The 23,063-nt window shown below is 61.4% G+C and carries 23 protein-coding genes and 2 pseudogenes; 14 read left to right on the top strand and 11 right to left on the bottom strand.

Features of this window, described 5'->3' with window-relative positions:
• Positions 1 to 105 precede the first annotated feature (105 nt).
• The 4 genes from VW35_RS19170 to VW35_RS19155 all read right to left on the bottom strand — a co-directional run bounded on the left by VW35_RS19170 (position 106) and on the right by VW35_RS19155 (position 4,432).
• Positions 106 to 1,410, bottom strand: a complete 1,305-nt coding sequence (locus VW35_RS19170; protein ID WP_046144700.1) for a GH1 family beta-glucosidase — start codon at positions 1,408 to 1,410, stop codon at positions 106 to 108.
• 96 nt (positions 1,411 to 1,506) lie between these two features.
• Entirely contained in the window at positions 1,507 to 2,532 is a 1,026-nt protein-coding gene (locus VW35_RS19165; protein ID WP_046144699.1) for a mannonate dehydratase, read from the bottom strand.
• A 63-nt stretch (positions 2,533 to 2,595) separates the two neighbouring features.
• Complete coding sequence (kdgD, locus tag VW35_RS19160; protein WP_046144698.1) at positions 2,596 to 3,498, bottom strand: 5-dehydro-4-deoxyglucarate dehydratase; 903 nt, start codon at positions 3,496 to 3,498, stop codon at positions 2,596 to 2,598.
• Between the two features lie 232 nt (positions 3,499 to 3,730).
• Positions 3,731 to 4,432 (bottom strand): FadR/GntR family transcriptional regulator, encoded by a 702-nt coding sequence (locus tag VW35_RS19155; protein ID WP_046144697.1) that lies wholly within the window; start codon positions 4,430 to 4,432, stop codon positions 3,731 to 3,733.
• Positions 4,433 to 4,557: 125 nt separating this feature from the next.
• Between VW35_RS19155 and VW35_RS19150 the strand changes: the two genes are divergently transcribed.
• The 8 genes and pseudogenes from VW35_RS19150 to VW35_RS19115 all read left to right on the top strand — a co-directional run bounded on the left by VW35_RS19150 (position 4,558) and on the right by VW35_RS19115 (position 14,727).
• Complete coding sequence (locus VW35_RS19150; RefSeq protein ID WP_046144696.1) at positions 4,558 to 6,159, top strand: ABC transporter substrate-binding protein; 1,602 nt, start codon at positions 4,558 to 4,560, stop codon at positions 6,157 to 6,159.
• Between the two features lie 15 nt (positions 6,160 to 6,174).
• Entirely contained in the window at positions 6,175 to 7,203 is a 1,029-nt protein-coding gene (locus tag VW35_RS19145; protein ID WP_046144695.1) for an ABC transporter permease, read from the top strand.
• Positions 7,200 to 8,102, top strand: coding sequence for an ABC transporter permease (locus VW35_RS19140; RefSeq protein ID WP_083983047.1), 903 nt, complete (start codon positions 7,200 to 7,202; stop codon positions 8,100 to 8,102). The genes VW35_RS19145 and VW35_RS19140 overlap by 4 nt, the downstream gene beginning before the upstream one ends.
• Positions 8,089 to 8,931, top strand: coding sequence for an ABC transporter ATP-binding protein (locus tag VW35_RS19135; protein WP_046144694.1), 843 nt, complete (start codon positions 8,089 to 8,091; stop codon positions 8,929 to 8,931). Before VW35_RS19140 ends, VW35_RS19135 begins: the two co-directional genes overlap by 14 nt.
• Entirely contained in the window at positions 8,928 to 9,665 is a 738-nt protein-coding gene (locus VW35_RS19130) for an ABC transporter ATP-binding protein (RefSeq protein ID WP_046144693.1), read from the top strand. Before VW35_RS19135 ends, VW35_RS19130 begins: the two co-directional genes overlap by 4 nt.
• A 105-nt stretch (positions 9,666 to 9,770) precedes the next feature.
• Positions 9,771 to 10,690, top strand: a pseudogene (locus VW35_RS19125) (alkene reductase).
• A 204-nt stretch (positions 10,691 to 10,894) separates the two neighbouring features.
• Positions 10,895 to 13,123 (top strand): hypothetical protein, encoded by a 2,229-nt coding sequence (locus tag VW35_RS19120; RefSeq protein WP_052951878.1) that lies wholly within the window; start codon positions 10,895 to 10,897, stop codon positions 13,121 to 13,123.
• A 17-nt stretch (positions 13,124 to 13,140) separates the two neighbouring features.
• A pseudogene (locus VW35_RS19115) lies at positions 13,141 to 14,727 on the top strand (alpha-L-fucosidase).
• Positions 14,728 to 14,806: 79 nt separating this feature from the next.
• On the opposite strand, the gene VW35_RS19110 reads toward VW35_RS19115, so the two are convergent.
• The 7 genes from VW35_RS19110 to VW35_RS19080 form a co-directional block, all read right to left on the bottom strand.
• The gene (locus VW35_RS19110) at positions 14,807 to 15,175 is read right to left on the bottom strand and encodes a DUF5655 domain-containing protein (protein ID WP_046144692.1); all 369 of its coding nucleotides are present in this window, start codon (positions 15,173 to 15,175) and stop codon (positions 14,807 to 14,809) included.
• A 196-nt stretch (positions 15,176 to 15,371) separates the two neighbouring features.
• Positions 15,372 to 15,605, bottom strand: a complete 234-nt coding sequence (locus VW35_RS21725) for a VOC family protein (protein ID WP_046144691.1) — start codon at positions 15,603 to 15,605, stop codon at positions 15,372 to 15,374.
• Positions 15,606 to 15,812: 207 nt separating this feature from the next.
• Positions 15,813 to 16,598, bottom strand: coding sequence for a sulfite exporter TauE/SafE family protein (locus VW35_RS19100; RefSeq protein ID WP_046144690.1), 786 nt, complete (start codon positions 16,596 to 16,598; stop codon positions 15,813 to 15,815).
• Positions 16,599 to 16,611: 13 nt separating this feature from the next.
• Positions 16,612 to 16,935, bottom strand: coding sequence for a protein tyrosine phosphatase family protein (locus VW35_RS19095; protein ID WP_046144689.1), 324 nt, complete (start codon positions 16,933 to 16,935; stop codon positions 16,612 to 16,614).
• 5 nt (positions 16,936 to 16,940) lie between these two features.
• Positions 16,941 to 17,855 carry an MBL fold metallo-hydrolase gene (locus VW35_RS19090; protein ID WP_046144688.1) on the bottom strand — a complete coding sequence of 305 codons (915 nt, stop codon included), beginning with the start codon at positions 17,853 to 17,855 and terminating at the stop codon, positions 16,941 to 16,943.
• Positions 17,856 to 17,881: 26 nt separating this feature from the next.
• Positions 17,882 to 18,319 carry a DUF6691 family protein gene (locus tag VW35_RS19085; RefSeq protein WP_046144687.1) on the bottom strand — a complete coding sequence of 146 codons (438 nt, stop codon included), beginning with the start codon at positions 18,317 to 18,319 and terminating at the stop codon, positions 17,882 to 17,884.
• A complete protein-coding gene (locus VW35_RS19080; RefSeq protein WP_046144686.1) occupies positions 18,319 to 18,747 on the bottom strand; it encodes a YeeE/YedE family protein in 429 nt (142 codons plus the stop codon). The genes VW35_RS19085 and VW35_RS19080 overlap by 1 nt, the downstream gene beginning before the upstream one ends.
• 95 nt (positions 18,748 to 18,842) lie before the next feature.
• On the opposite strand from VW35_RS19080, the gene VW35_RS19075 reads away from it, so the two are divergent.
• The 6 genes from VW35_RS19075 (at position 18,843) to VW35_RS19050 (ending at position 22,877) form a co-directional block, all read left to right on the top strand.
• Positions 18,843 to 19,172, top strand: coding sequence for an ArsR/SmtB family transcription factor (locus VW35_RS19075; RefSeq protein WP_046144685.1), 330 nt, complete (start codon positions 18,843 to 18,845; stop codon positions 19,170 to 19,172).
• Between the two features lie 189 nt (positions 19,173 to 19,361).
• Positions 19,362 to 19,634: a PepSY domain-containing protein gene (locus VW35_RS19070; protein ID WP_046144684.1), complete on the top strand. Its 273-nt coding sequence runs from the start codon at positions 19,362 to 19,364 to the stop codon at positions 19,632 to 19,634.
• On the top strand, positions 19,627 to 20,211 hold the full coding sequence (locus VW35_RS19065; RefSeq protein ID WP_046144683.1) for a cytochrome b/b6 domain-containing protein: 585 nt from the start codon (positions 19,627 to 19,629) through the stop codon (positions 20,209 to 20,211). Before VW35_RS19070 ends, VW35_RS19065 begins: the two co-directional genes overlap by 8 nt.
• Positions 20,192 to 20,866, top strand: a complete 675-nt coding sequence (locus tag VW35_RS19060) for a response regulator transcription factor (protein WP_046144682.1) — start codon at positions 20,192 to 20,194, stop codon at positions 20,864 to 20,866. The genes VW35_RS19065 and VW35_RS19060 overlap by 20 nt, the downstream gene beginning before the upstream one ends.
• Positions 20,863 to 22,182 (top strand): sensor histidine kinase, encoded by a 1,320-nt coding sequence (locus VW35_RS19055; protein ID WP_046144681.1) that lies wholly within the window; start codon positions 20,863 to 20,865, stop codon positions 22,180 to 22,182. The genes VW35_RS19060 and VW35_RS19055 overlap by 4 nt, the downstream gene beginning before the upstream one ends.
• Positions 22,179 to 22,877, top strand: a complete 699-nt coding sequence (locus VW35_RS19050) for a VIT1/CCC1 transporter family protein (RefSeq protein ID WP_046144680.1) — start codon at positions 22,179 to 22,181, stop codon at positions 22,875 to 22,877. The genes VW35_RS19055 and VW35_RS19050 overlap by 4 nt, the downstream gene beginning before the upstream one ends.
• The last annotated feature ends 186 nt before the right edge of the window (positions 22,878 to 23,063 follow it).

The raw sequence follows: 23,063 nt of genomic DNA, 5'->3' as shown, positions 1-23,063 counted from the left end.
TGTCTACATCTGCATGATATGCTCAAAGCTGCCTTTCCCTCGTGAGCATCCGCTCCCAACGCATCCGCAAGCGTCGGTGTTTGCCATTGCGCATCATTGGCGGTGCTACTTCGTCAGCATCTTCTGGAAAGCGCGATAAGTGTCCTTGGGCTTGCGGTCACGCGTGTCGGGGTCCATGCCGACGATGCCGAATTTCGGCGTAAAGCCTTCTGCCCATTCAAAATTATCGATCAGCGTCCAGGCGATGTAACCGCGGAGGTCAACGCCCTGGCGCTTGGCGTCCAGCATGGCGGCAAAGTGCCGGTCGAAGAAGCTCATGCGCTTTGCTTCATCCGTTTCCGAAGCGCCGTTTTCCGTCACGTAAAGGGGCACGTTCGGGTAACGTTGAGAGACGCGTAAGAGGAATTCGGTGAGGGCTTCGGGAATGATCTCCCAACCCACATTGGTTTTCTCGAGCGGACCGCGCGCTTGCGTAAACGGAAACACCGGGACGCATGGGTCGGCGGTGTAGAGGAAGCGCGTGTAGTAATTGATGCCGACCCAATCGAGGGGTTGGTTGAGCGTCGCCATGTCGTCGCGCCAGCCCTTGGGCAGATGCGGATCGAGGATATTGGTGACCTTCTCCGGGTAGGTGCCCTTGAGGACGCCATCGAGGAAGAACTGGTTGAAGATGGCATCGCCCAGTGCGGCCGCTTCGATGTCCTCGGGCTTGTCGCTTGCCGGGTCGCACTTTTCCATGTTGACGACGATGCCGAGGTTCTTGTTGGTCCCGACCTCGCGCATGGCCTTGATACCGAGGCCGTGGGCCAAGAGGACATGGTGCATGGCGCGGGCGGTGGCGCGGACGTCGCGATAGCCCGGGGCATGGGCGCCGAGGAAGTGGCTGAGCATGGTGATGCACCAAGGCTCGTTGAAGGTCGCGATGCTTTCGAGCCGCAAGCCGAACTTTTCAGCGGCAAAGGCGGCATAGTCGGCAAAGGCCGCGGTGGTGTCGCGGTTCATCCAGCCGCCGCGATCCTGCAGCGCCGATGGCAGGTCCCAGTGGTAGAGCGTTGCGAGCGGCTTGATGTTGCGCTCGAGCATGCCGTCGATCAGGCGATCATAGAAGTCGACACCGGCCTGGTTGATGGCGCCGGTGCCTTCGGGGATCAGCCGCGACCAGGAGAAGGAGAAGCGATAAGCGTCGAATCCGCCGTTCCGGATGATGTCGAGGTCCTCGGCCCAACGGTTGTAGTGATCGCAGGCGATGTTGCCGCTGTCGAAATTGCGGGTGTTGCCCGGCGTATTGGCAAAGGTATCCCAGATCGAGGGACCGCGGCCATCGGTCTGGCCGCCTTCGATCTGGTGGGCGGCCATGGCAACGCCGAAGAGGAAATCGGGGCCGAAATCGGCGCGCTTGTGAGTGAACATTTTTGGTCCTGGAGGATGGTTCAAGAATATGGCTCCCCGGAGTGAACCGGAGAGCCATCAGGCTTCGACGAGGGAGGAGGCGAAGCCCGATCAGGCTCAGGGGCGGCCGTATGGATCCCAGCCGTTCGCCTGGAAAAGGCCGATGATATAGCCGTAGCAGAAGGCGAAGCCGGTCTCGAACGGGGAGATGCCGTCGATCTCTGGGACGTGGTCGGGCATGATCATGCAGTCGACGCCGACTTCCTTGTAGATCTTGAGCGCGGCCGGCATGTCCATGTCGCCATCATCGGGGAACACTTCGGTGAACGAGAAGCGCTTGCCCTTGATGTTGCGGAAGTGGACGTTGAAAATTTTGCCGCGCGAACCGAACCAGCGAATGACGTCGCCGATTTCTTCGCGCGGGTTTTCAAGGCTTTCGCCAATCGTGCCCTGGCAGAAGTTGAGGCCGTGATAGGGGCTCTCGGCGATCGAGACGAAGCGCTTCAGTCCTTCCACATGCGAAATCACGCTTTCCTCGATGCCGCGATAGTTCGGCGGAGTCATCGGGTCATTGGGATGGCAGGCGAGGCGCACCTTATTCGCCTCGGCCACCGGAATGACGCGCTCAAGGAAATAGGTGATGCGTTCCCAGAAGGCATCGGCGCTGACATGGCCCGCGCTTGTGATGTCCCCCGCATTGGTGATCTGGTCGGCCCGGAAGGTTGGCACCAGCGCCCCGCCGCGACCGCGCTCGGACTTGGTCCGCGGCACGCCCAGATAGCTGAAATTATACTTGGCTGAGTGGACGCCGAGCGAAGCGAGGTTTTCGATCAGCTTGCAGATCGCCTCGATCTGGCGATCGCGCTCGTCGCCCTGACCAAGAACGATGGCCGGTGAACTGACCTTGTCGATGTCATCTCGGTCGATGATCAGCGAGGCAAGCGGCAGCTGCACCATGTCGAGCTTGAGCCCGGCGGCATCGACGCGCTCGATGTGACGGGCGATGTCATCGCGCGTCCAGTCACGCGGATTGCCGACCGGATCGATGCAGACGTGGTAAAGCCCGAGCTGGGCGAGCTGGCGCAGGTGGGCATCGCCGAATTCTTCGACCATGCCGCCGCTGAGCTGTGTTCCTACATACATATTGGTCTCCTCAGACTTGCCCCCAAATCCGAGGAGGCCAGGCTTTTCCAATTCAGCTTGCGCTTACGCGACCTTGGCGATCAGCGCCTTGAGCTCGTCCATTTCCGCACCGGTGAGATCGGTCAGCGGCGGACGCACCGGTCCGGCCTGGCGACCGCGCGCCTCAAGGCCTGCCTTGATGATCGAGACGGCATAGCCCTTCTTTCGGTTACGCAGCTCAACCAGCGGGAAGAAGAAGTCCTTCAAAATCTGGTCGGTCGTGGCTTTTTCATTAGCGCGCAGCGCCGTGTAGAATTTTTGGGCCAGTTCCGGCACGAAATTGAAGACCGCGGACGAATAGGTGGTCACGCCGCCCGAGAAATAGGCCTGGGCGTAGAGTTCGTGCGTCGGCATGCCGCCGATATAGACGAGGCGATCGCCGAGCTTGGTGGTGATCTCGATGACGCGGTCGACTTCGCCATGGCCATCCTTGAACCCGATGAGGTTCGGGCACTGGTCGGCAAGGCGCTGCACGCTGTCGGCGGAGAGGATGATGTTGTCGCGGTTGTAAACGACGACGCCGATGCCGACGGCGTCGCAAACGGCCTTCACATGCGCAACAAGCCCGGCCTGTTCGGCAAACATCAGGTAGGGCGGCAGCAGAAGGATGCCATCGGCGCCGGCAGATTCCGCAGCCTTGGCCATTTCCACAGCCATGGCCGTGCCATAAGCAGCGCCACCCAAGATCGGCGTCTTGCCAGCATGCTTTTTGGCGACCTTGGTCACCTGAGCCACTTCATCGGGGGTCAGCGAGAAGATTTCGCCGGTCCCGCCCGGCGCGAAGAGGGCCGCGGCGCCAAAACCATCGAGCCAGTCGATATGGGCGGAGTAAGCCGCTTCATCGAACTTGAGGTCGGACGTAAAGGTTGTGACGGGGAAAGACAGCAATCCGCTGCCGAGCGCGGCTTTGACTTCGTTGGGAGTCATTGATTCAATCCTGGAAGAAAGGTCGGTGGGTTTCGAGTGATTGCAGCATCGCGGCCGATGGGCTGCGTGTGATCGGGCATGATCAGTTTGCCTCTATCGGCTTGCCACCGAATAGAATCCGCTCGCGTCCGTTTTCTTGTCCGCGCGCTTCACTATGTGACCCTGCATACATGCCATCCTCCTCGCATAAGATATGACATAATATGACTTGAGAGATGTGTCGAGCCTTTGTTTAGCGCGCGAGCTGCCGATAACGCTTCTGGCTGCCGGTCAAATGCGCCCGCATGGCCTGGCGGGCAGCCTCTGGATCCTGCTCGGAAATGGCTTCCAGGATACGCTCGTGCTCGCCAATGACCTTCTGCAAATAGTCGCGGCTTTCGGCATCGGGCAGGGTGGGGAACTGGCTGCGCGGGATGGAGCGGGCGCCGAATCGGTCCAGCGCATCCACGAAATGACGATTGTTTGCGGCCTTGGCGATGGCTTGGTGGAAGGCGAAATCCGCCTCAATCGTCGCCTCGCCGGCGTCGACCTGGCTCTTTAGAAACTGGTTGGCAGTGCGGATATCGGCTTCCTGCTGCGCCGAGCGCCGATAGGCGGCAATGGCTGCCGCTTCTGTCTCCACAGCAATGCGAAACTCAATCATTTCAAGCGTTTGCGGGATACTTTGGATTTCGGTTGGGGTCAGAATGGTCGCCGAGGCCGACTCGGTGACGAACATGCCTTTGCCCTGCACTGGCGTCACAAGGCCCGCAGCGCGCAATTCGGCGATGGCTTCGCGAATAACGGTCCGGCTGACATCGAACTGCGCCTCGAGTTGCGGTTCGGTCGGCAAGCGGTCGCCCACGGCGAGCGCGCCGCTCTCGATTTGCTTTTTCAGTGCATCGATAACGCTTTGCGCCAAACGCGGCCGACGCCTTGTGGTGGCAATGTCCATTCCGCCCATTACTCCTCGATCGGTGATTTGCTCACCCTATTGCCTTCATCGATGAAAGGCCATATTCATATTACGACATACCAACGACATCGTATGTCGATATGGTATCCTGTGGAGGAAAATTTATGAAGCATGTTTCCAAGCGCCTGATGATGGGCGCTGCCTTCCTTGCCATGGCCGCTTTCGTGCCGGCCGCCTTTGCCGCGACGCCGAACGACCAGCTCGTCATTGGTACCTCGCTCGCGCAGGTGCTCTCCCTCGACCCGCAGCAGGGCACCGAGGTCAAGACTCAGGAAATCCTCGCCAACGTCTACGACCGCCTCGTCGCCTTCGACCCCGAAACCAGCGAACTTTTCGGCGAATTGGCCGAAAGCTGGGACGTCGATGACACCGGCATCACCTTCCACCTGCGCGACGCCCAGTTTGCCTCCGGCAATCCTGTGACCGCTGCTGACGCCGTCTTCTCGCTCGTCCGTCTCTTCAAGCTCGATCAGTCGGCCGCCGCCGGCCTCAAGTCCTTTGGCTTCAATGCCGACAATGCCGAGAGCCTGATCACCGCCGTCGACGACAAGACCGTCCGCATCAATTTCGCCGACAAGGTCATTCCCGAAGCGCTGCTTTATCGCCTTGCCAATGGCGTCGGCAGCGTCGTCGACAGCGTCGAAGTGCTCAAGCACGTCGCCAACAATGACTACGGCAATGAGTGGCTGCGCACCAATACCGCCGGCTCGGGTCCGTTCGTGCTCAATCGCTGGTCGCCGAATGAAATCGTCCTGCTGCAGCGCAATGACAATTTCTGGGGCGAGGCTCCGGCCATGACCCGCGTCATGTTCCGCCACGTGCCCGAAAGCCAGGCTGCCCGCCTGATGATGGAGCGCGGTGACATCGACATCGCCAATGCGTTGACTGCGCCCGACGTGCGCTACTTCGAAGCCCAGGAAGGCTTTGCCATCGACCAGGCCAAGACCGGCGGCTTCTATGCCCTCGCCATGAATGCCGGTCGCGAACCGCTCAACGACCCCAAGGTCCGCGAAATCATTGCCCAATACGGCATCGATTATGCCGGTATCGCCCAGACCATCGTCGGCCCCTATGGCCGCGTGCGAAACGTGCCGGCGCCAGAAGATTGGGAATTCGCCATTCCGAACCCCGATTGGTCCTTCCGTCCCGAAGAGGCCAAGGCGATGCTGGCCGAAGCCGGTTATCCCAATGGTTTCTCGCTGACCATCAAGACCATCGCCCAGCCGCCGCGCGTCGACATGGCCACCGCCATCCAGGCGAACCTGGCTGAAATCGGCATCAAGGTGAATGTCGTCCAGGGCAATGGCGCCGACATCGTCGCGCAGCACCGCGCCCGCGATTTCGATCTCCTGATCCCGCAGACCTCGGCCGCTGACCCGACCGCTCTCGGCGCACTGGATAACTTCACCAACAATCCGGACAATTCGGCCGAAGCCAACAATGCCGGTAACTTCGTCTGGCGTTCGGACTGGGATATTCCCGAGCTCAACGCCTTGCGCGTTGCCGCCAATTCCGAACTCGACGCGACCAAGCGCGGCGAGATGGTCAAGCAGCTCCAGGAAGACTTCATCGCCTCGAGCCCGGCCGTGTTCCCCATGTTCGAGCGTTTCGAACCGGTGGTGGTCAATGCACGCGTCGAAGGTTATGACGCCCATCCCTGGGGTCTGACCCGCCTCGAAGGCGTCACCAAGGGCGACGCGAACTAAGCTGGACGGCCGATCATGAAGGAATTCACTCTCCTAGAGCTGGGCAAGCGCATCGGGCAACTGCTCGTTAGCCTCTTCCTCCTGCTCGTCGTCACCTTCGTGATCGGCCGCGTGCTTCCCACCGATCCCGTTGGCGCAATCGTCGGCGAGTTGGCGGACCCGGCCGCTTACGAGGCGATGCGCCAGCGTCTTGGTCTCGACCTGCCCATCTACCAGCAGTTCTTCGTCTATGTGACCTCGCTGCTGCAGGGCGATCTTGGCACCGCCATTCTCACCGGCAATCCGGTGGTCAAGGATCTGAGCAGCGCTTTTCCGGCCACGCTGGAACTGGCCACGCTCGCCATCATCCTCTCGACGGTCATCGGCGTACCGCTTGGCATGACCGCGGCCTTCTTCCGCGATAGCTGGTTCGACCAGTTCGCTCGCGTCATTTCGCTCGTCGGTCACTCGATCCCGGTCTTCTGGTTCGGCATTGTCGGGCTCGTCATCTTCTACGCCACCCTTGCCTGGGTCGGTGGACCGGGCCGGATCGACATCTATCTCGAAGGTCTCGTCGAGCCCCGCACCGGTCTCCTCTTGATCGACAGTCTCCTTGCCGGCGACACCGAAGTGTTCTGGAATGCCGTCAACCACATCATCCTGCCGGCCTGCATCCTCGCCTATTCGGCCATGGCCTACATTACCCGCATGACGCGCAGCTTTACGCTCGAGCAGCTGAACCAGGACTATGTGGTCGCGGCACGTGCCAAGGGCGCGTCCAACTGGCGCATCGTTACCGGCCATCTCCTGCCCAACATCGCGGTGCAGCTCGTCACGGTGCTCGCCATTTCCTATGGTGGCCTGCTCGAAGGCGCCGTCGTCACCGAAGTGGTGTTCTCCTGGCCCGGCATCGGTCAGTACATGACCAATGCCCTGATGATCGGCGACATGAACGCCGTCGTCGCCGGCACTCTCATCATCGGCTTCATCTTCATGTTGCTCAATTTCCTTTCGGATCTCGCCTATCTCGTGCTCGATCCGCGCACCCGTGAGGTGACCGCATGAGCCTCGCCACCTCCGCCGGCGCCGGCAGCAAGCCCGGCGTTTTCCTCTTGCGCATCGGCCGCAGCCTCAAGAATGCGCTGACCAAGCTGTCGCGCGAGCCGGTCGGCCTGTTCGGCTTCATCGTGCTGTCGATTCTGATCGTCGTCGCCATCTTCGCGCCGCTGATCGCCCCCTATAGCCCGACGACCCAGAACCTGCCCAATGCACTGCAGGCGCCAAGCTGGGAACACTGGGCCGGCACCGACGAATATGGCCGCGATATTCTCTCGCGTCTGATCTACGGCACCCGCATCACCATCCAGACCGTGCTGGCCGTCTCGCTGATCGTCGGGCCGATCGGCATGTTGGTGGGCATCGTCGCCGGCTTTGTCGGCGGGCGCACCGACGCGATCTTGATGCGCTTTACCGATATCGTCCTCTCGTTCCCATCGCTGATCCTGGCGCTGTCCTTTGCCGCAGCACTCGGGGCAGGGCTCGAAACCGCGATCATCGCCATCTCCTTGACCGGTTGGCCGCCGATCGCGCGCCTCGCTCGTGCCGAAACGCTGATCGTGCGCAATACCGATTATGTTGCCGCGGCCCGTCTTTATGGGGCCTCGCCGCTCCGCGTTCTCTTTCTCTATATCGCTCCGATGTGCATTCCGTCCGTCGTCGTGCGCCTGACGCTCAACATGGCCGGCATCATCCTGACCGCCGCAGCCCTGGGCTTCCTGGGCCTCGGTGCGCAGCCGCCGGCGCCGGAATGGGGCGCGATGATTTCGAGCGGACGCCAATACATGCTCGACAATTGGTGGGTCGCTGTCATGCCCGGCATTGCCATCCTTCTCACCAGCCTTGCCTTCAATCTCGTCGGCGACGCGCTGCGCGATATTCTGGACCCTCGCCATGCCCGCTCCTGAAACCGTCCTTTCCGTCCGCGACCTCGCGGTCCGTTTCGGTCGCTCCGGTGTCCGTGCCGTCGATGGCGTCAGCTTCGATCTCGGCACCGAGCGCCTCGGCATCGTCGGCGAATCGGGTTCCGGCAAGTCCACGCTCGGCCGCGCCATCATGCGACTCTTGCCCAATGCGGCGCATGTCGAGGCGACGACGCTCGACTTCGACGGCAAGCCGCTGCTGACCCGTCCCGAGCGCGAAATGCGCACCCTCCGCGGCAACCGCATGGCGCTGATCATGCAGGACCCGCGCTATTCGCTGAACCCCGTGCTATCCGTCGGCAAGCAGGTTGCTGAAGCAGCGCTCCTCCACGCCAAGATCGGCAAGAAGGACGCCTATGCCAAGGCGGCCGAAATGCTGGCTCGCGTGCGCATTGCCGACGTTGAGCGCGTCATGGGTCTCTACCCGCATCAGATTTCGGGCGGCATGGGCCAGCGCGTGATGATCGCCATGATGCTCCTCGCCAAGCCGCGCCTCGTCGTGGCGGACGAGCCGACCTCGGCACTCGACGTCTCGGTGCGCGGCGACGTGCTTAACCTCCTCGATGATCTGGTGCGCGAAAACAATTCGGGGCTGATGCTGATCAGCCATGACATCCGAATGGTCGCAGCGTTCTGCCAGCGCATTCTCGTGATGTACAAGGGCAGGGTGGTCGAAACTCTGACCAAGCTCGACGAAGCGCAGCACCCCTATACGCGCGGCCTGATCGCATCCATGCCCGATCCGCGCAATCCGGTTCGGCGCCTGCAGACGCTCGACCGCCGCGCCATCGACGCGATGGAGGCGCGCACATGATCGAAGTCAGCAATCTTTCCGTCTCCTTCGGCAGCGGCGAAGCCCGCCGCCAGGTGGTCCAGGGCGTCTCCTTCGTCGTCGGCAAGGGTGAAACCCTAGGGATCGTCGGTGAATCAGGCTGCGGCAAGTCCACGGTCCTCCGCTCGCTCGCCGGCCTCGACCGTCACTGGGAAGGCGACATCCGCCTCGCCGGAAAACCCGTCGACCGCGAACGCAGCCGCGAGCAACTGAAGCTCGCACAGATGGTGTTCCAGGATCCCTATGGCTCCATCCACCCGCGCCACCGGATCGAGCGCGTCCTCGCCGAACCCGCCCGCGCCATGAAAACCGGCGATGGTTGGAGCCGCGTGGCGCCCTCGCTGGAGCAGGTCGGCCTTCCTGCCAACTTCGCCGAACGCTTTCCGCACGAACTCTCGGGCGGCCAGCGCCAGCGCGTTGCTATCGCCCGTGCGCTGATGCTCGAGCCCGAAATCCTGCTCCTCGACGAGCCGACTTCGGCGCTCGACGTGTCGGTGCAGGCCGAAGTCCTCAACCTGCTCTCCGATCTTCGCGAAGAGCGGAACCTCACCTACGTCCTCGTCAGCCACGATCTCTCGGTGATCGCCCACATGTGCGACCGCGTGCTGGTGATGAAGGACGGCACCTTCGTCGACGAACTCGACAAGGGCGCACTCGAAAAGGGTGAGACTCACCATCCCTATTCAGAGCAGCTTTTCGAGGCGAGCTTCCTATAGGGTTGCAAGCCTACGGCGTGACGCCTCCGTCAGCCAATCAAGACCGTGCCCACATAAAAATGAGATGTTCATCGAGGAAACTGCTCCTGGTCCAAGGAGTTGCAAATGTCCCGCTTGTTCGATCCGCTGATGGTTGGCGCCCTCAAGTTGCCGAACCGTATCATTATGCTCCCGCTCACCCGCAAGCGCGCCGGTGTTGATCGGGTGCCGAACGCCATGATGGCTGAGTACTATCGCCAGCGCGCGGGAGCCGGACTGATCCTTAGCGAGGCGACATCGGTCTCGCCGCAAGGTGTTGGCTATCGGGGTATGCCGGGCATCTGGAACGATCGCAGGTCGAAGGCTGGCGGCTGGTCACAGGAGAAGTGCACGAAGCTGGTGGCCGCATCTTTCTTCAGCTCTGGCATGTGGGCCGCATCTCCGACCCGGAATTACTTGATGGCGATCTTCCGGTCGCGCCAAGCGCCATCGCCGCTGCTGGGCATGTCTCCAGCCTCAGACCGAAGCGGCCGCACCCTGTGCCACGTGCTCTTGAAACTGAAGAAATACCGGGCATCGTCGACGATTTCCGGCGCGGAGCAGAGCGGGCCAAGGCCGCCGGTTTTGATGGTGTCGAGCTGCATGCGGCCAATGGCTACCTCATTGACCAGTTCCTTCAGGACAAGACCAACAAGCGAACGGATCGCTACGGCGGTTCAGTGGAGAACCGTGCCCGTTTCCTTCTCGAGATCGTGGATGCTGTGGTCGATGTATGGGGTGCCGACCGAGTGGGCGTACATCTGCGTCCACGTGGCGAGGAACACGATATGGGTGACAGCAATCCCAAGGCGATCTTCGGCTACGTGGCCGAAGAACTCGCCAATCGGAAGATCGGGTTCATCTTTGTTCGCGAGATTGAGGCCGAAGACAGCTTGCTTGGAGAGATCAAGCGCCGGTTTGGCGGTGCGGTTATCGCCAACGAGTTGATGTCGAAGGAGGATGGAGAACGCTTCATCGACTCCGGCATTGCCCCGCGCCCCTGCTAACCCTATCCCGCGGTGACAGCGTGACCGCCTGGGAACTCTCGGCAATCACTGCGGAATACTTTCCCGGGGACGCCAGCACCAGCCGGCGATCCACAAAACTATCATTACATCAATGGCTTCGTTGATGTCGGCGATCTGCCCTGCCGTATCGCCACCTGGCGCGAGGTTGCAAGCCGCACTGTTTCCCTCGACAGAGATTGGGAAGTGGAAAGCCTCAACCTTCCCGGCAGTAATCGCCGGGTTGAATTCACTCAGTTCCGCTATCGCCCGACCCGGCTAAGCCGTTGGTGCCGCACCACAATTGCATCGCGCGAAGACCGCTATTGCTCATTCCGCCTCACCACTTGCGGCGGCGTTCATATCTGGGTCGATGGCACCTTGGCCGCCCGCTTCGAACCCTTCACCCGCAACCAGGCTCAGGACACCGTAGTCCACCTGCCGATCAAGGCTACGGGCGGCGAAGTCATTGTCCTGTCTGAGGAAATGGCGGAGCGCGACACGAATTGGTTCTTCGAGCTCACGCTCCTCGACAAGACTGAACTCGACATTGTCCTCCCCGGCGCCGAGATCGGCGAACAGGCCGGCGCTCTCAAGGCACTCGCGGCGCAAGCCCGCTGCCGCGGCGAAGTCGTCACGGCGGACGAAAAAGTTATCCTCGTCTTCGACACCCCGGCTAAACTGGATGTCGACATCGAGGTCACCTTCGCCAGCACCTCGCACACCCACGCTAGCGCGCTGCAGCGCCGGGTGGTCTTACCAGCAGGCGCAACCGAGGTTTTCGTCTGCCATGGAAGCGAACTGCAGGATGGCTACTACAATGTTCCGCTGAGCTTCAGCATCGGGACGTCCCGCGTCGAACGGGTCATCGGCTGCGCTATTCTCCACACCCTCGAGCCGCAGGTCCTCCCCGGCGATCTCGCCGCCCGCAAGCGCCATGCACTGGAACACGCCGCGCGGCATGGCGAAAACCGCATGGGCACCGTCGTTGCGCTGCTCGAAACGAGCCAGGGCAGCGATCCGCGCATTCGCCCGATCGTCGAAGAGACGCTCAGAGCCATCGAGGAGCGGCACGACTGCGCCGACTTCGTCTCGGTGCCTCTCCTCTGGGCCTATCACCGGCATGCCGTTGATCTTCCCCAGGATTTGCGCGAACGAACTGAGTCTATTCTCCAGGGCTTCCGCTATTGGGTGGACGAACCCGGCAATGATGTCATGTGGTTCTGGAGCGAAAACCACGCCCTCTGCTTCCACGTTTCTCAACTCCTTGCCGGGCTCGCCTGGCCCGATGCGCATTTCAGCGCTTCCAACCGTTCCGGCCGCGAGCAGGCTGAAATCGCCACGCATCGCCTGGGCCTCTGGCTCGATGCCGTCGAGGAAGATGGCCTCGCCGAATGGAATTCTTCCGCTTATTATCCTGTTGATTTCATTGGTCTCCTGGCACTCGCAGAACTCGCGCCTGAGCCCATCGCCATCCGCGCCAAACGCCTCTGCGATCGCATCTTCACTATGCTCTCGCTTCACACGCTCAATGCCGTCCCTGCCGGCTCCATGGGGCGCGCTTATGACAAGGAACTGCGCGCTGGTCCCCTGACCGAACTCGCCCCCTTCGCTGCCGTCGCCTTCGGCAAGGGCTGGCTCAATAGCGGCGTCGCCTCGCTCCCGCTCTTTGCCGCGGGCCGCTATGAGCCACCGGCTCATTTGCTGCCTTACGCCCAGCCCGGCCCGGGTGAAACGATCTCCGCGCACTATCGGCAGGGCTATGGCCCCGCAGCGCTGCTCTCTCTGCATAAGACTGAAAACATTCAGCTTTCCACCAATAGCGGCGCGCGCGCCAGGGGCTACGGCCATCAGCAGCATGTGATCGACTTACGCTTGTCCACCCATCCCATGGCCCGCAGCTGGGTCAATCATCCGGGCGAAGACGATCCCTGGGGCAACCAGCGGCCTTCCTATTGGGCCGGCAATGGCAATCTTCCGCGTATCCTCCAGGACGGCGGCACCGCTCTCATCCTCTATCGTCTCGACGCAGATGCTCGGCTCGATTTTACCCATATCTACGCCGCCCGCAGCGGCATCGAGCACCATGTCAGCGGCGATACGCTCATTCTCAAGGCCGGAAAGGCATTGGCGGCCTACAAAGCGACGTCCAGCCTGCAAGCGATCGTCACCGGTCCTGGCGCGGGCCTGGAATATCGCCAAGCCGGTCTCAACCAGGGCTGGGCTCTGATCACGGCCGAAGATCAAAATCTTGAGCAATTCTCGGCCTATATTGCCGCTCTCCGCCTCGATCTCAACGACGAAGGCGCGCGCCTCGTTCTCTCGGGGCCTGGCCGGGAGGACCTCACGCTCAATTGGATAAGAACGGAACAGGAAGAGCGGCTTGGCGCTCAACTTAAAGCCGAGCCCTCGATCTCTGTAAGAACCGCGCCTTGAAAACTGGATATAATCCCATGCCCCACTACCGCAGCGAACCCATCGCCGCCGGCCCGTTCGAGCCATACTGGGCCTCGCTCAAGAGCCAATATCGCCCACCGGACTGGTTCCGCGATGCCAAGTTCGGGATCTGGGCGCATTGGGGTCCCCAGTGCCAGCCGGAGGCCGGGGACTGGTATGCGCGGCACATGTACATGCAGGGCCATTAGCAGTCGGATCTTCACCGCGAAAGATACGTACATCCAGCCGACACGGGCTTCATCGACATCATCGGCTCGTGGAAAGCGGAGAATTGGAACCCCGATGACCTGCTCGATCTCTATGTGAAAGCGGGCGCTAAATATTTCGTGGCCATGGCCAATCACCACGACAATTTCGACAACTACGCCTCGCGCTTTCACGGCTGGAATTCAACCCGCATGGGCCCAAAGCGTGATATCGTCGGCATCTGGGCTGAAAAAGCGCGCGCCCGCGGGCTCAAGTTTGGCGTCTCCAACCATGGCGCTCATGTCTGGCACTGGTGGCAAACCGCCTATGGCTATGATCCCGAGGGTAGCCGCGCTGGCGAACGCTACGACGCCTCAACACTCAGAAAAGAAGACGGCACCGGCACCTTCTGGGAAGGCCTTGATCCGCAAGACCTTTATGGTGGCCCTGTCATGCCCTTGCCCGACGATATCACCGACGCCAAGGCGGCAGAGCAATGGCACGAAGCGCATGACGCCGTCTGGGATGAAGCCCCGCCCGAGGCCAATCCGGGCTTCGTCACAAGCTGGTACCGCCGCTGCAAGGACCTCGTCGATAGCTATAGACCTGATCTCCTTTATTTCGACAATCATGACCTGCCCTTGGGCCAGGCCGGCCTCGACATGGCAGCCCACTACTACAACGCCTCGCTTGCCTGGAATGCCGGGCGCATGGATGTGGTGCTCAACACCAAGCTGCTGCCCAGCGACCGCGCCGGCGCCTTGGTGGAAGACGTCGAGCGTGGCTTCCGCTCGGAGATTGTTTCTAATCCGTGGCAGACGGATACCTGCATCGGCGACTGGCACTATCGGCGCGATATCTTTGAAAACAAGCGGTACAAAACCGCTGCTGGGGTCATCCATCGGCTTTGCGATGTCGTCTCGAAAAACGGTAACCTGTTGCTGAGCGTGCCGATCAAGGGAGATGGCACCATCGACAGTGAGGAGCGCCGGATTGTTGAGGAGATCGGCGCTTGGAATGCCCTATACGGCGAAGCCATTTTCGGCTCGCGCCCATGGCGGGTTTCGGGGGAGGGACCGACAACCCTGCCGGAAGGACTTTTCGGCGAATCCTCGCTGCGTCCATTCACTGGTGAAGACGTGCGTTTTACCAGGAAGGATGACGCGCTCTACGCCGTCACACTGGGACCGAAATCGGGAACGGTTTCGCTCTCGTCGCTAGCAACCTCAAGCTCCACTGGCGCTGGACAGGTTCAGCGCGTGGAGATCGTTGGGGCAGGAGCCGTACCCTTTACCGCGGACTCCAATGGTCTGCACATCGCCATCCCGGAGCGTGCAGGTCATGCCTTTGGAACCGTGCTCCGCATCTCGGGTCGCGGTCTCTTCGATGGCGGTTGATCGCGCGGTCCGTAATTCCCATTTCTCGAGGAGGCTGAGGATCTTCGATTAGCCGGAACGGGACGCTCGTGCTCCTCCGCTATCGCGTCCCGCCGCCGACCGTTTGGTAAGCTTGCTTGAGCCACTTGACCAAGTCCGCATCGATCTTTTCGTCGGGCTCAAGCGTAAAGCGATGAGTCACAACTTTTTTTGTCGTGTGGAAAGCGGCCTTGAGGTGCTTGTGCTCGATCTGCTCGAGCAAATCGATCGAGCATTCAAGATATTTTCCCTTGATATAGGCCGTCGCAAAATTACGCTTTCCCTTCCAAGCGACCATGCTTGGAGAAACTCTTTCCTCCACGGCAGCGCCAGTCTGCATGGCGGCCTCTCGAAAGCGGAGAAACAGCGGAATTGTCGCTTCATTCTTGCCTTCCAGGTATTTTGACAGGGCGTCAGATTGTTTCGTCATTCGCAAACCTCACCTTCACACAAGCAATGCGTGCGCTCTATCGCGGCTAAAGCCGCTTGGCAGCGAGCGACCTGAAGCCTGTTGGTCATGAATCAATTGTGTGGTGGACAGCTTCGAGAGTGCAGCCGTTAAGGACAATGACGAAGGCGCCATCGTAGCCGGGATGGTACCGTGGCCTTCGCCCGGGTGACCATTGTCAGTGGCCCTGGCCCTGATCGCCACCGCATGGAAAGCATTTACGTCTGCTCCGCTCTGAGCTGCCACAAATATAGTATAGCCTTGAATCGGTAAGTTCACCCCGATCCAAAAATCCGGCCGGACCGCCGCCATAGCGGATGATGCGTCTGATGCCCAGAAAGCCAAGAACGTCATCGTAGAAATTCAAAGAGCTCGCCATGCCGTCAACGCCGATGGCGATGTGATCCAGCATTGCCCACCTCCGGGAATTGTTTGGGGTCACGGTAAAACGGCGCGGACGCGGCTTCGAGTTCCAATGTCTTAAAACGACCGGCTCCTTCCGCGCCTTGAACGCTCCAGGTTGATCATGCCGGAAGGCGAAGTTGCGCAGAGTTTCGATCGGCAGACGGTTCTAAAGCCTGGTCGCACGATCACGACCTGGCACTGATAAACTTCTGGCTCACGCGAAGGCGGTAGCTGTCCGGATGGCCATGTAGATGGCGACGACGATGATAAGGCCGGCAAAGGCGGTGTTGAGGGCGCCCTTGCGGTTGGCCAGAACACCAGCGACGCGTGCGCCAATGAGGCCACCGAGGACGCCGCCACCGATGAATACCGCTGCCAGCGGCCAGTCCACGAGGCCCGAGAAGGCGTAGCTGAGAGCGGTGGTCAGCCCGAAGGCGGTAACGGCGACAAGCGAGGATCCGATGGCATTAAGGATCGGCATGCCGGTCGAGGCGACAAGGCCCGGAACGATCAGAAAACCGCCGCCGATGCCGAAGAATCCCGAAAATGCGCCGGTCAGCGCGCCATAGCCCAGCACTTTTGGCGCCTTTTCCCTGTTGCAGGTGGCGCCGGGAATGCCGGGATTGCCCCGGCCCCGGAACATCAGCACGCCGACGACAAGCATGAGGATGGCGAAAAGGAAGAGCAGCTTGTCGCCATCGATCGCTTTGCCGATGCTTGATCCAACGAAGGCGCCGAGGATGCCTGCGGCCGTGTACATGAGAGCGCACCGCCAGATGACGTTGCCCTTGCGGGCGTGCGCGATGAGATTGGAGGCAGCGTTGGCTGCTACCGCAAAGGCACTGGTGCCGATCGCCACGTGAGCGACTGGAACCCCGACAACATAGACCATCAGCGGGACTGCCAGGATCGAGCCGCCGCCGCCGAAAAGGCCCAGGGTGAAGCCCACCAGGCTGCCCGAAAAGGCGCCGAGCAGATATTGCAGGGGTTCGAGGAACATCGCGGTCTTTCGCTCAGAGTGATGCGGCGTAGAGGCTGCCGGCGCGGGCGCCGGAGCGGCAGTAGCCGAGGATGGGGCCATCGGTTTCGGCAATGGCCTGTTCGAAGCGGATGCGTTGGCCCTCGGTCAGTGGTCCCGAGACGGGAATGTGGAATGCCTTCAGGCCAAAGCGTTCGGCGACCTCGGCGATCTCGGCGAAAGAGGGCTGTCCAGGGTCTTCGCCGTCGGGCCGGGCGCAGACGATGCCCTTGTAGCCGGCTTCCGCTATTGCCCGCACCTCTTCCGGTTGGATTTGCGGGCTCTGGGCGAAGTTCTCGTCGATCTTCTTGATGGCCATGGGGATTATTCCTTTGCGGTTTTGAGCCCGTTGATGGGCACCTTGAGATAGGTTTTGCCGGCGTCATCGGCGGGCGGCAGACGGCCGGCCCGCATGTTCACCTGCAGAGATGGAATGATCAGCTTGGGCATGGAAAGGGTTTTGTCCCGCTCCATGCGCATCTTGACGAAGGCGTCTTCGGAGGTGCCGTGACCGACATGGATGTTGTGGTCGCGCTCCTCGGCAACGGTCGTTTCCCAGGCAATGTCGCGACCATTGGGGCCATAGTCGTGGCACATGAAGAGCCGCATTTCCCCGGGCAGGGCGAGCACTCGCTGGATGGAGCGATACAGCGTGCGCGCATCGCCCCCCGGGAAATCGGCGCGGGCGGAGCCGCCATCGGGCATGAAGAGAGTGTCGCCGACAAAGGCGGCGTTGCCGATCACATGCACCATATCTGCAGGCGTATGGCCCGGCGTAAAGAGGGTGTAGGCGGTCATCGTGCCGATCTGGTAGCTGTCGCCGTCCTTGAACAGGCGATCGAATTGCGACCCGTCCCGCTGAAATTCGGTACCCTCGTTGAAGATCTTGCCAAAGGTGTCCTGCACCACGCGGATCTGATCGCCGATACCGAGCTTGCCGCCGAGTTTGGACTGGATATAGGGCGCTGCGGAAAGATGATCGGCATGGACATGCGTTTCGATCAGCCACTCAAGCGTCCAGCCGTTGTTCCGGATATGCGCGATGATCCTGTCGGCGCCTTCATAGGCGATATGGCCGGAGGCGTAGTCGAAGTCCATGACGGAATCGATCACGGCGCAGGCGTTGGAATTGGGATCCTTGACGATGTAGCTGATTGTATTGGTGGGCTCGTCAAAGAATGCAACGACTTCGGGCTTTGCCCCAAGATCGGGCGTGAACGGTATGGGCTGGTTGGACATGGAAATCTCCTTTCCACTGTTAGGCGTCACGCCAGGGCCTGGCGGCGGAAGAATGCCGCCCTCAGCCCGGTAGCGCCGAGGATGCCGCCGATCATGGCGGCCACGAAGATGAGTGGGCCCGGCTGGCCAGAACCCAATGCGGGGATCGCTCCGCCCGGGCAGAAGCCCGCAATGCCCCAGCCGATGCCGAACAGGGCCGAGCCGGCGATGAGGGGCAGGTCGACGTCCTGCTTGGCCGGAAGGTGAAACTTGCGATCGAACGCTGGTGCCGGGCGCTTGAGGACGAACCGGTAGCCGATGAAAGTCACCAGGAGCGCCGAACCCATGACCAGCACCAGACTCGGATCCCAGGTGCCGAAGAGGTCAAAGAAGTTGAGCACCTTGGCAGGATTGGCCATGCCGGAAATGACTATGCCGAGACCGAAGACCGTGCCGATTGCCGTTGCTGAAGCGAGGCGAAGCATCAAAATCCTCCCAGCAGATGGCGAATGACGAAGACGGTGGTGAAAGTTGCTGCCATGAACGTCGCCGTTGCGAGGATGGAGCGGGTCGAGAGCCGCGCGATGCCGCAGACGCCGTGTCCCGATGTGCAGCCGCCGCCGAAGGTGACGCCGATGCCGACGAGAAGGCCGCCGAGCAGGACCGCCCAGGATGGGATCGTCGACTCGATGGAAAAGGGCATGCCGGTCAGCAGCAGGATCAGCGCCGTAGCTCCGATAGCGCCGATCAGAAAGGCAAGGCGCCAACCCCAATCGCCGCGCGGCAGAATCACGCCTGAGACGATGCCCGTCATGCCGGCGATCCGGCCGTGCAAGCCCATGAGGGCGACGGCAGAGGTTCCGATCAGCGATCCGCCCATCAGGGCTTGCAGAGGGGTAAATGTCGTTTCCATGAGACCTGCTTGTGCTTGGCGCTGCGGGCTGATAATCCGGCTGGCGTCCGATAATTTCGTTGATTTACATATTCGAATATTCTAATGTGTCAAGCATGGAAACGAAAGATTGTGCCCCGATGAACGTCGCCGAGCTTGAACCCCGGGCGGAGGAGGCTGCTCAGCTGCTCACCGCAATGGCTAATCCGAAGCGGCTTTTGATCCTCTGCAACTTGCTCGACCAGGAGCGCAGCGTGAGCGAACTCTCGCGCATCGTCGACCTCGACCAGTCGCCGCTGTCGCAGCATTTGTCGAAGCTGCGGGCCCTCGGCCTCGTCAAGACACGGCGGGAAGGGCAGGCTATCTTCTACCGGCTGGCTTCCGAGCCGGTCTCGCGAGTTCTGGCGACACTCTACGACATCTATTGCCGATCGGCTGTATCGTGAGGCTCCCAGATGCCAGTCGCGGGGTCGTCGTTGCGATCGATCTCGCCACTGACGGCTAGCCGCTCGGGCTCTGTCGCAGGCCCAAAATGCAAAAGGCGCCTCTTTTGCATCGCTGACAGCGTTTGGACAGCTTGAGAGCCTTACTCCATCGTCATCGCCGCACAGACGCGGTGCAAATGGAGACCCAAGATGATCCTCAAGACTGCTCTCGTTCTCGCCCTTGTCGCCCTGACCCCGGCGGTTGCCATGGCCAGCCCCGCTTGCACCACCGAACCTCAGGACAAGTGGATGAGCCAGGACGCGATGAAGGCCAAGGTCGCTGAACTCGGCTATACCATCAAGACCTTCCAGGTGAGCGGCAACTGCTACGAAATCTACGGCTTCACCAAGGACAACAAGCGCGCCGAGGTCTACTTCAACCCCGTCACCGGCGACGTGGTCGAGGCCGAGATCGATGGCTAAGGGAACTATCCCTCTGGCGGCGGATCCTTCCGCCGCCACCGTCACGGTCTGGGACCCGGTCGTTCGCCTCTTTCACTGGATTATTGTCGTTGGTGTCGTCCTCAACCTCTGGGTCTTTGAGCACGGCAAATATCTGCACCGGGTCACCGGCTATGTTGTGGTCGCTGCGCTCGCCATCCGCCTTGTCTGGGGGATCGTCGGCACGCGCCATGCCCGCTTCTCGGATTTCTTCCCCACGCCACGCCGGATCATCGCCCATGTCACGGCTCTGCTCCACGGCAAGGATCCGCGCCGGCTGGGGCACTCTCCGCTCGGTGCATTGATGATGCTGACCCTAATGGCCATTCTTGCAGGCCTCGGCCTTACCGGATGGATGATGGGGCTCGATGCGTTCTGGGGTGTCCAGTGGGTCGAAGATCTGCACGGCCTCCTCGCCAATGGCATCATCGCTCTTGCGATACTGCATATCGCAGCCGCCGTGATAGAAAGCATAAGGCACCGGGAAAATCTGCCATGGGCGATGGTGACGGGCAGGAAGAGGGCCTTGGGTGTGTCGGATGCGGATCTTGCTGATTGAAGATAATGCCCGGCTTCGCGACCTGACGGGCCAGACGCTGCGGGAAGCAGGCTGGCTCGTCGATGCTTTCCAGCTTGGTGAGGATGGTTTCGAAGCGCTCCAGCAGGTGCCCTATGATATCGTCATCCTCGATCTCGGCCTGCCGGATATCGATGGCCTCGACGTGCTGCGGCGTATCCGCAAGCGCAAGATGTCCGTGCCCACTCTGGTGCTGACGGCACGAGGCGCGGTCGACGAGCGCATCGATGGGCTGGATGCGGGAGCCGACGACTATCTCACAAAGCCCTTCAACAATGGCGAGCTGATCGCCCGCATCCGCGCCCTGATGCGCCGCTCTCCCCAGGCTGTCATGCCCGAGCTGATCGTTGCCAATGTCGTGCTCCCGCTTTCGGGCGAACCTGCGCGGTGCGGCGACCAAGTGTTGGACCTGGCGCCTCGGGAGCGGGGTCTACTTGAGATGCTGATGCGCAGCGCCGATCAGGTGGTTTCCAAGCGCAAGATCGAGCACAGCTTTTCAGAGTTCGGGGACGAGCGCAGCGCCAATGCCGTCGAGCTTTCCGTTTCGCGCCTCCGCAAGAGGCTTGAGGGCGTTGGTACAGGATTTGCCATAGAGACCATCCGTGGCGTCGGCTACCTTCTCAGAACCACGCTATGAACCGCCCCCTTTGGCAGATCGCGGCGATCCGCATCGTTTTTTTCGCTCTCATCGCCGCCCTGGCTCAGATGGTGCTGGTGATCGCCGACTATTATTTCAACGATGAGGAGCTTGGTCGCCTGCTGATCGAACAGCAGGTGGATCGCCTGGGAGAGGGTCAATCGACCGAAGGCGGTGTCACGCGCTATGCCCTTCCCGACGAAATGGCAGACCTCTTTGCACCCGGCAGCGGATATTTTGCTCGCGTCCGTATGGCGAACGGGACAATCCTCTATTCCTCGTGTGACGCCGCCTGCGAAGAGCACTTTCTTCCACCAACCGTGCGGCCGCCAGACTTCTGGGTGCGCTTCATCGAGCCGGGCAAGCCCCTCCATGTTGCAGGCGGCGGTACTGTCGAACGCGGTGGACAGGTGCTGCTGATCGAGTTTGCGACCGTGGGCGACACCGAGGGTCTGATCTGGAGCGTCTTCTGGCATGAAGTTCTCGACCACCTTGTTGTTCCCATGAGCCTCCTGCTGGTGCTGGTGATGGGCGGCACGATCCTTTCGATCATCGCGGCTCTCCGGCCGGTGAAAGCGGCCGCCTTTGCCGCCGACAATCTCGATCCCCTCAATCTCGGCGAAGGCCTGCCCACGGGTAACATGCCGGAGGAAATCAGCCACCTCACGCGGGCAGTCAATCGCGCTTTCCAAAGGACCGGCGATCTGATCCGCGGCCAACGCATGATGACGTCGGCCATTGCCCACGAGGTGCGCACGCCTCTTGCCATCATCAAGCTCGAGCTTTCGGGCATCGATAGCTCCCGGGCGCGCAAGGCGGAGGCAGATGTGGATGAACTGGCCGAGTTCGTAACGCAGCTGACAGGTCTTGCCCGGCTCGAAGCCATCAACGAACGCCAATTCGAAGACACCGATCTTGGGCAATTGGGAGAAGAGGTCGTCGGCTCGGTGGCGCCCTGGGTGATGGCGCGGGGCGATACCATCGCTTTCGAAACCGCCGATGCGGTCCGCGCCATGGTGGTGCCCAGCCTCATCCGCGATGCGTGTAGGAATCTCATCGAAAATGCCGTGCGCCACTCTCCCGCCGGCACGGCGATAACCGTGCGTGTGGGGCAGGGACCAACCATTTCAATTATCGACCGCAAACCCGAAGGCTCCGCTGCGAGCAAGACATCGGACAGCCTGGGCATCGGGCTGGCGGTGGTCGAGCGGGTTTTGTCGCTTCATGGCGCAAGGCTGGTCCATCGACAGGACGAAACGGGCATGACCGCGTCGATCCACTTTTCCAACACCGGAGCCGAGGAGGCCAAAACATGAGCCGGTTGACCCATTCCGAAATCCACATGGTGCATCGCATCGGCTGGCTCCGTGCCGCCGTGCTTGGCGCCAACGATGGGCTGGTTTCGACATCGAGCCTCGTGGTTGGCGTGGCGGCGGCCGGCTCCGATCATCAGGCGATCCTGATTGCAGGTCTTGCGGGCCTTGTTGCCGGCGCCATGTCCATGGCAGCGGGGGAATATGTCTCGGTCAGCTCGCAATCGGATGCAGAGCAGGCTGACCTCGCTCGCGAACGGGCCGAGCTTACTTCGGATCCGGCGAGCGAGCTCGACGAACTGACCGGCATCTATGTCGCGCGGGGCCTCGATGAACCGCTTGCCCGCCAGGTTGCCGAGCAGTTGACCGCCCGCAACGCATTGGCGGCGCATGCCCGCGATGAATTGGGCATTTCCGAAACCGTCGAAACGCGGCCGGTGCAGGCGGCGCTCGTCTCGGCATTGACCTTCGCGGCGGGTGCCGTAATCCCTATCCTCGTCTCGCTTCTGACACCGGTTGGCCTGACCAGCCTCGTCGTTGCGGGCGCCACGCTGGTTGGATTGGCCATACTGGGGGCGCTTGGAGCCTCGGCAGGCGGCGCGGGAGTAGTTCGTGGCGCGGGACGCGTCGTCATCTGGGGCAGCATTGCCATGGCCGCCACGGCTGCCATCGGCGCCTTGTTCGGAGTGAGTGCCTGACGTCTCACGCGCGAGGTCGTCCGGGCGGGCTTTTTTGCTCGGGCGCCGTCAAAAACCACTCTTACGACGCCGGGGTAAGAGCGGTACCTGCAGGTGTCTACGGCCGGATTTCGCTCGGTTCCCGCCCATCCCAAAAAAAATTCGTATCGCCTCTTGAAACGGATTTTTCGGCCACCGATCTCACCG

Origin of the sequence: Devosia soli, assembly GCF_000970455.1 — a bacterium.
Taxonomy (GTDB): domain Bacteria; phylum Pseudomonadota; class Alphaproteobacteria; order Rhizobiales; family Devosiaceae; genus Devosia; species Devosia soli.
The sequence above is the reverse complement of the archived record's forward strand: the minus strand, read 5'-3'. Positions and strand labels throughout refer to the sequence as shown.

Bases quoted from the DNA above. Each gene is read 5' to 3' on its own strand.
- VW35_RS19130 (WP_046144693.1), top strand. From the start codon at position 8,928: ATGATCGAAGTCAGCAATCTTTCCGTCTCCTTCGGCAGCGGCGAAGCC.
- VW35_RS19055 (WP_046144681.1), top strand. From the start codon at position 20,863: ATGAACCGCCCCCTTTGGCAGATCGCGGCGATCCGCATCGTTTTTTTC.
- VW35_RS19050 (WP_046144680.1), top strand. From the start codon at position 22,179: ATGAGCCGGTTGACCCATTCCGAAATCCACATGGTGCATCGCATCGGC.
- VW35_RS19075 (WP_046144685.1), top strand. From the start codon at position 18,843: ATGGAAACGAAAGATTGTGCCCCGATGAACGTCGCCGAGCTTGAACCC.
- VW35_RS21725 (WP_046144691.1), bottom strand. From the start codon at position 15,605: ATGCTGGATCACATCGCCATCGGCGTTGACGGCATGGCGAGCTCTTTG.
- VW35_RS19165 (WP_046144699.1), bottom strand. From the start codon at position 2,532: ATGTATGTAGGAACACAGCTCAGCGGCGGCATGGTCGAAGAATTCGGC.
- VW35_RS19145 (WP_046144695.1), top strand. From the start codon at position 6,175: ATGAAGGAATTCACTCTCCTAGAGCTGGGCAAGCGCATCGGGCAACTG.
- VW35_RS19085 (WP_046144687.1), bottom strand. From the start codon at position 18,319: ATGCTTCGCCTCGCTTCAGCAACGGCAATCGGCACGGTCTTCGGTCTC.
- VW35_RS19170 (WP_046144700.1), bottom strand. From the start codon at position 1,410: ATGTTCACTCACAAGCGCGCCGATTTCGGCCCCGATTTCCTCTTCGGC.
- VW35_RS19155 (WP_046144697.1), bottom strand. From the start codon at position 4,432: ATGGACATTGCCACCACAAGGCGTCGGCCGCGTTTGGCGCAAAGCGTT.
- VW35_RS19070 (WP_046144684.1), top strand. From the start codon at position 19,362: ATGATCCTCAAGACTGCTCTCGTTCTCGCCCTTGTCGCCCTGACCCCG.
- VW35_RS19080 (WP_046144686.1), bottom strand. From the start codon at position 18,747: ATGGAAACGACATTTACCCCTCTGCAAGCCCTGATGGGCGGATCGCTG.
- VW35_RS19150 (WP_046144696.1), top strand. From the start codon at position 4,558: ATGAAGCATGTTTCCAAGCGCCTGATGATGGGCGCTGCCTTCCTTGCC.
- VW35_RS19060 (WP_046144682.1), top strand. From the start codon at position 20,192: ATGCGGATCTTGCTGATTGAAGATAATGCCCGGCTTCGCGACCTGACG.
- VW35_RS19140 (WP_083983047.1), top strand. From the start codon at position 7,200: ATGAGCCTCGCCACCTCCGCCGGCGCCGGCAGCAAGCCCGGCGTTTTC.
- VW35_RS19100 (WP_046144690.1), bottom strand. From the start codon at position 16,598: ATGTTCCTCGAACCCCTGCAATATCTGCTCGGCGCCTTTTCGGGCAGC.
- VW35_RS19065 (WP_046144683.1), top strand. From the start codon at position 19,627: ATGGCTAAGGGAACTATCCCTCTGGCGGCGGATCCTTCCGCCGCCACC.
- kdgD (WP_046144698.1), bottom strand. From the start codon at position 3,498: ATGACTCCCAACGAAGTCAAAGCCGCGCTCGGCAGCGGATTGCTGTCT.
- VW35_RS19090 (WP_046144688.1), bottom strand. From the start codon at position 17,855: ATGTCCAACCAGCCCATACCGTTCACGCCCGATCTTGGGGCAAAGCCC.
- VW35_RS19095 (WP_046144689.1), bottom strand. From the start codon at position 16,935: ATGGCCATCAAGAAGATCGACGAGAACTTCGCCCAGAGCCCGCAAATC.
- VW35_RS19135 (WP_046144694.1), top strand. From the start codon at position 8,089: ATGCCCGCTCCTGAAACCGTCCTTTCCGTCCGCGACCTCGCGGTCCGT.
- VW35_RS19110 (WP_046144692.1), bottom strand. From the start codon at position 15,175: ATGACGAAACAATCTGACGCCCTGTCAAAATACCTGGAAGGCAAGAAT.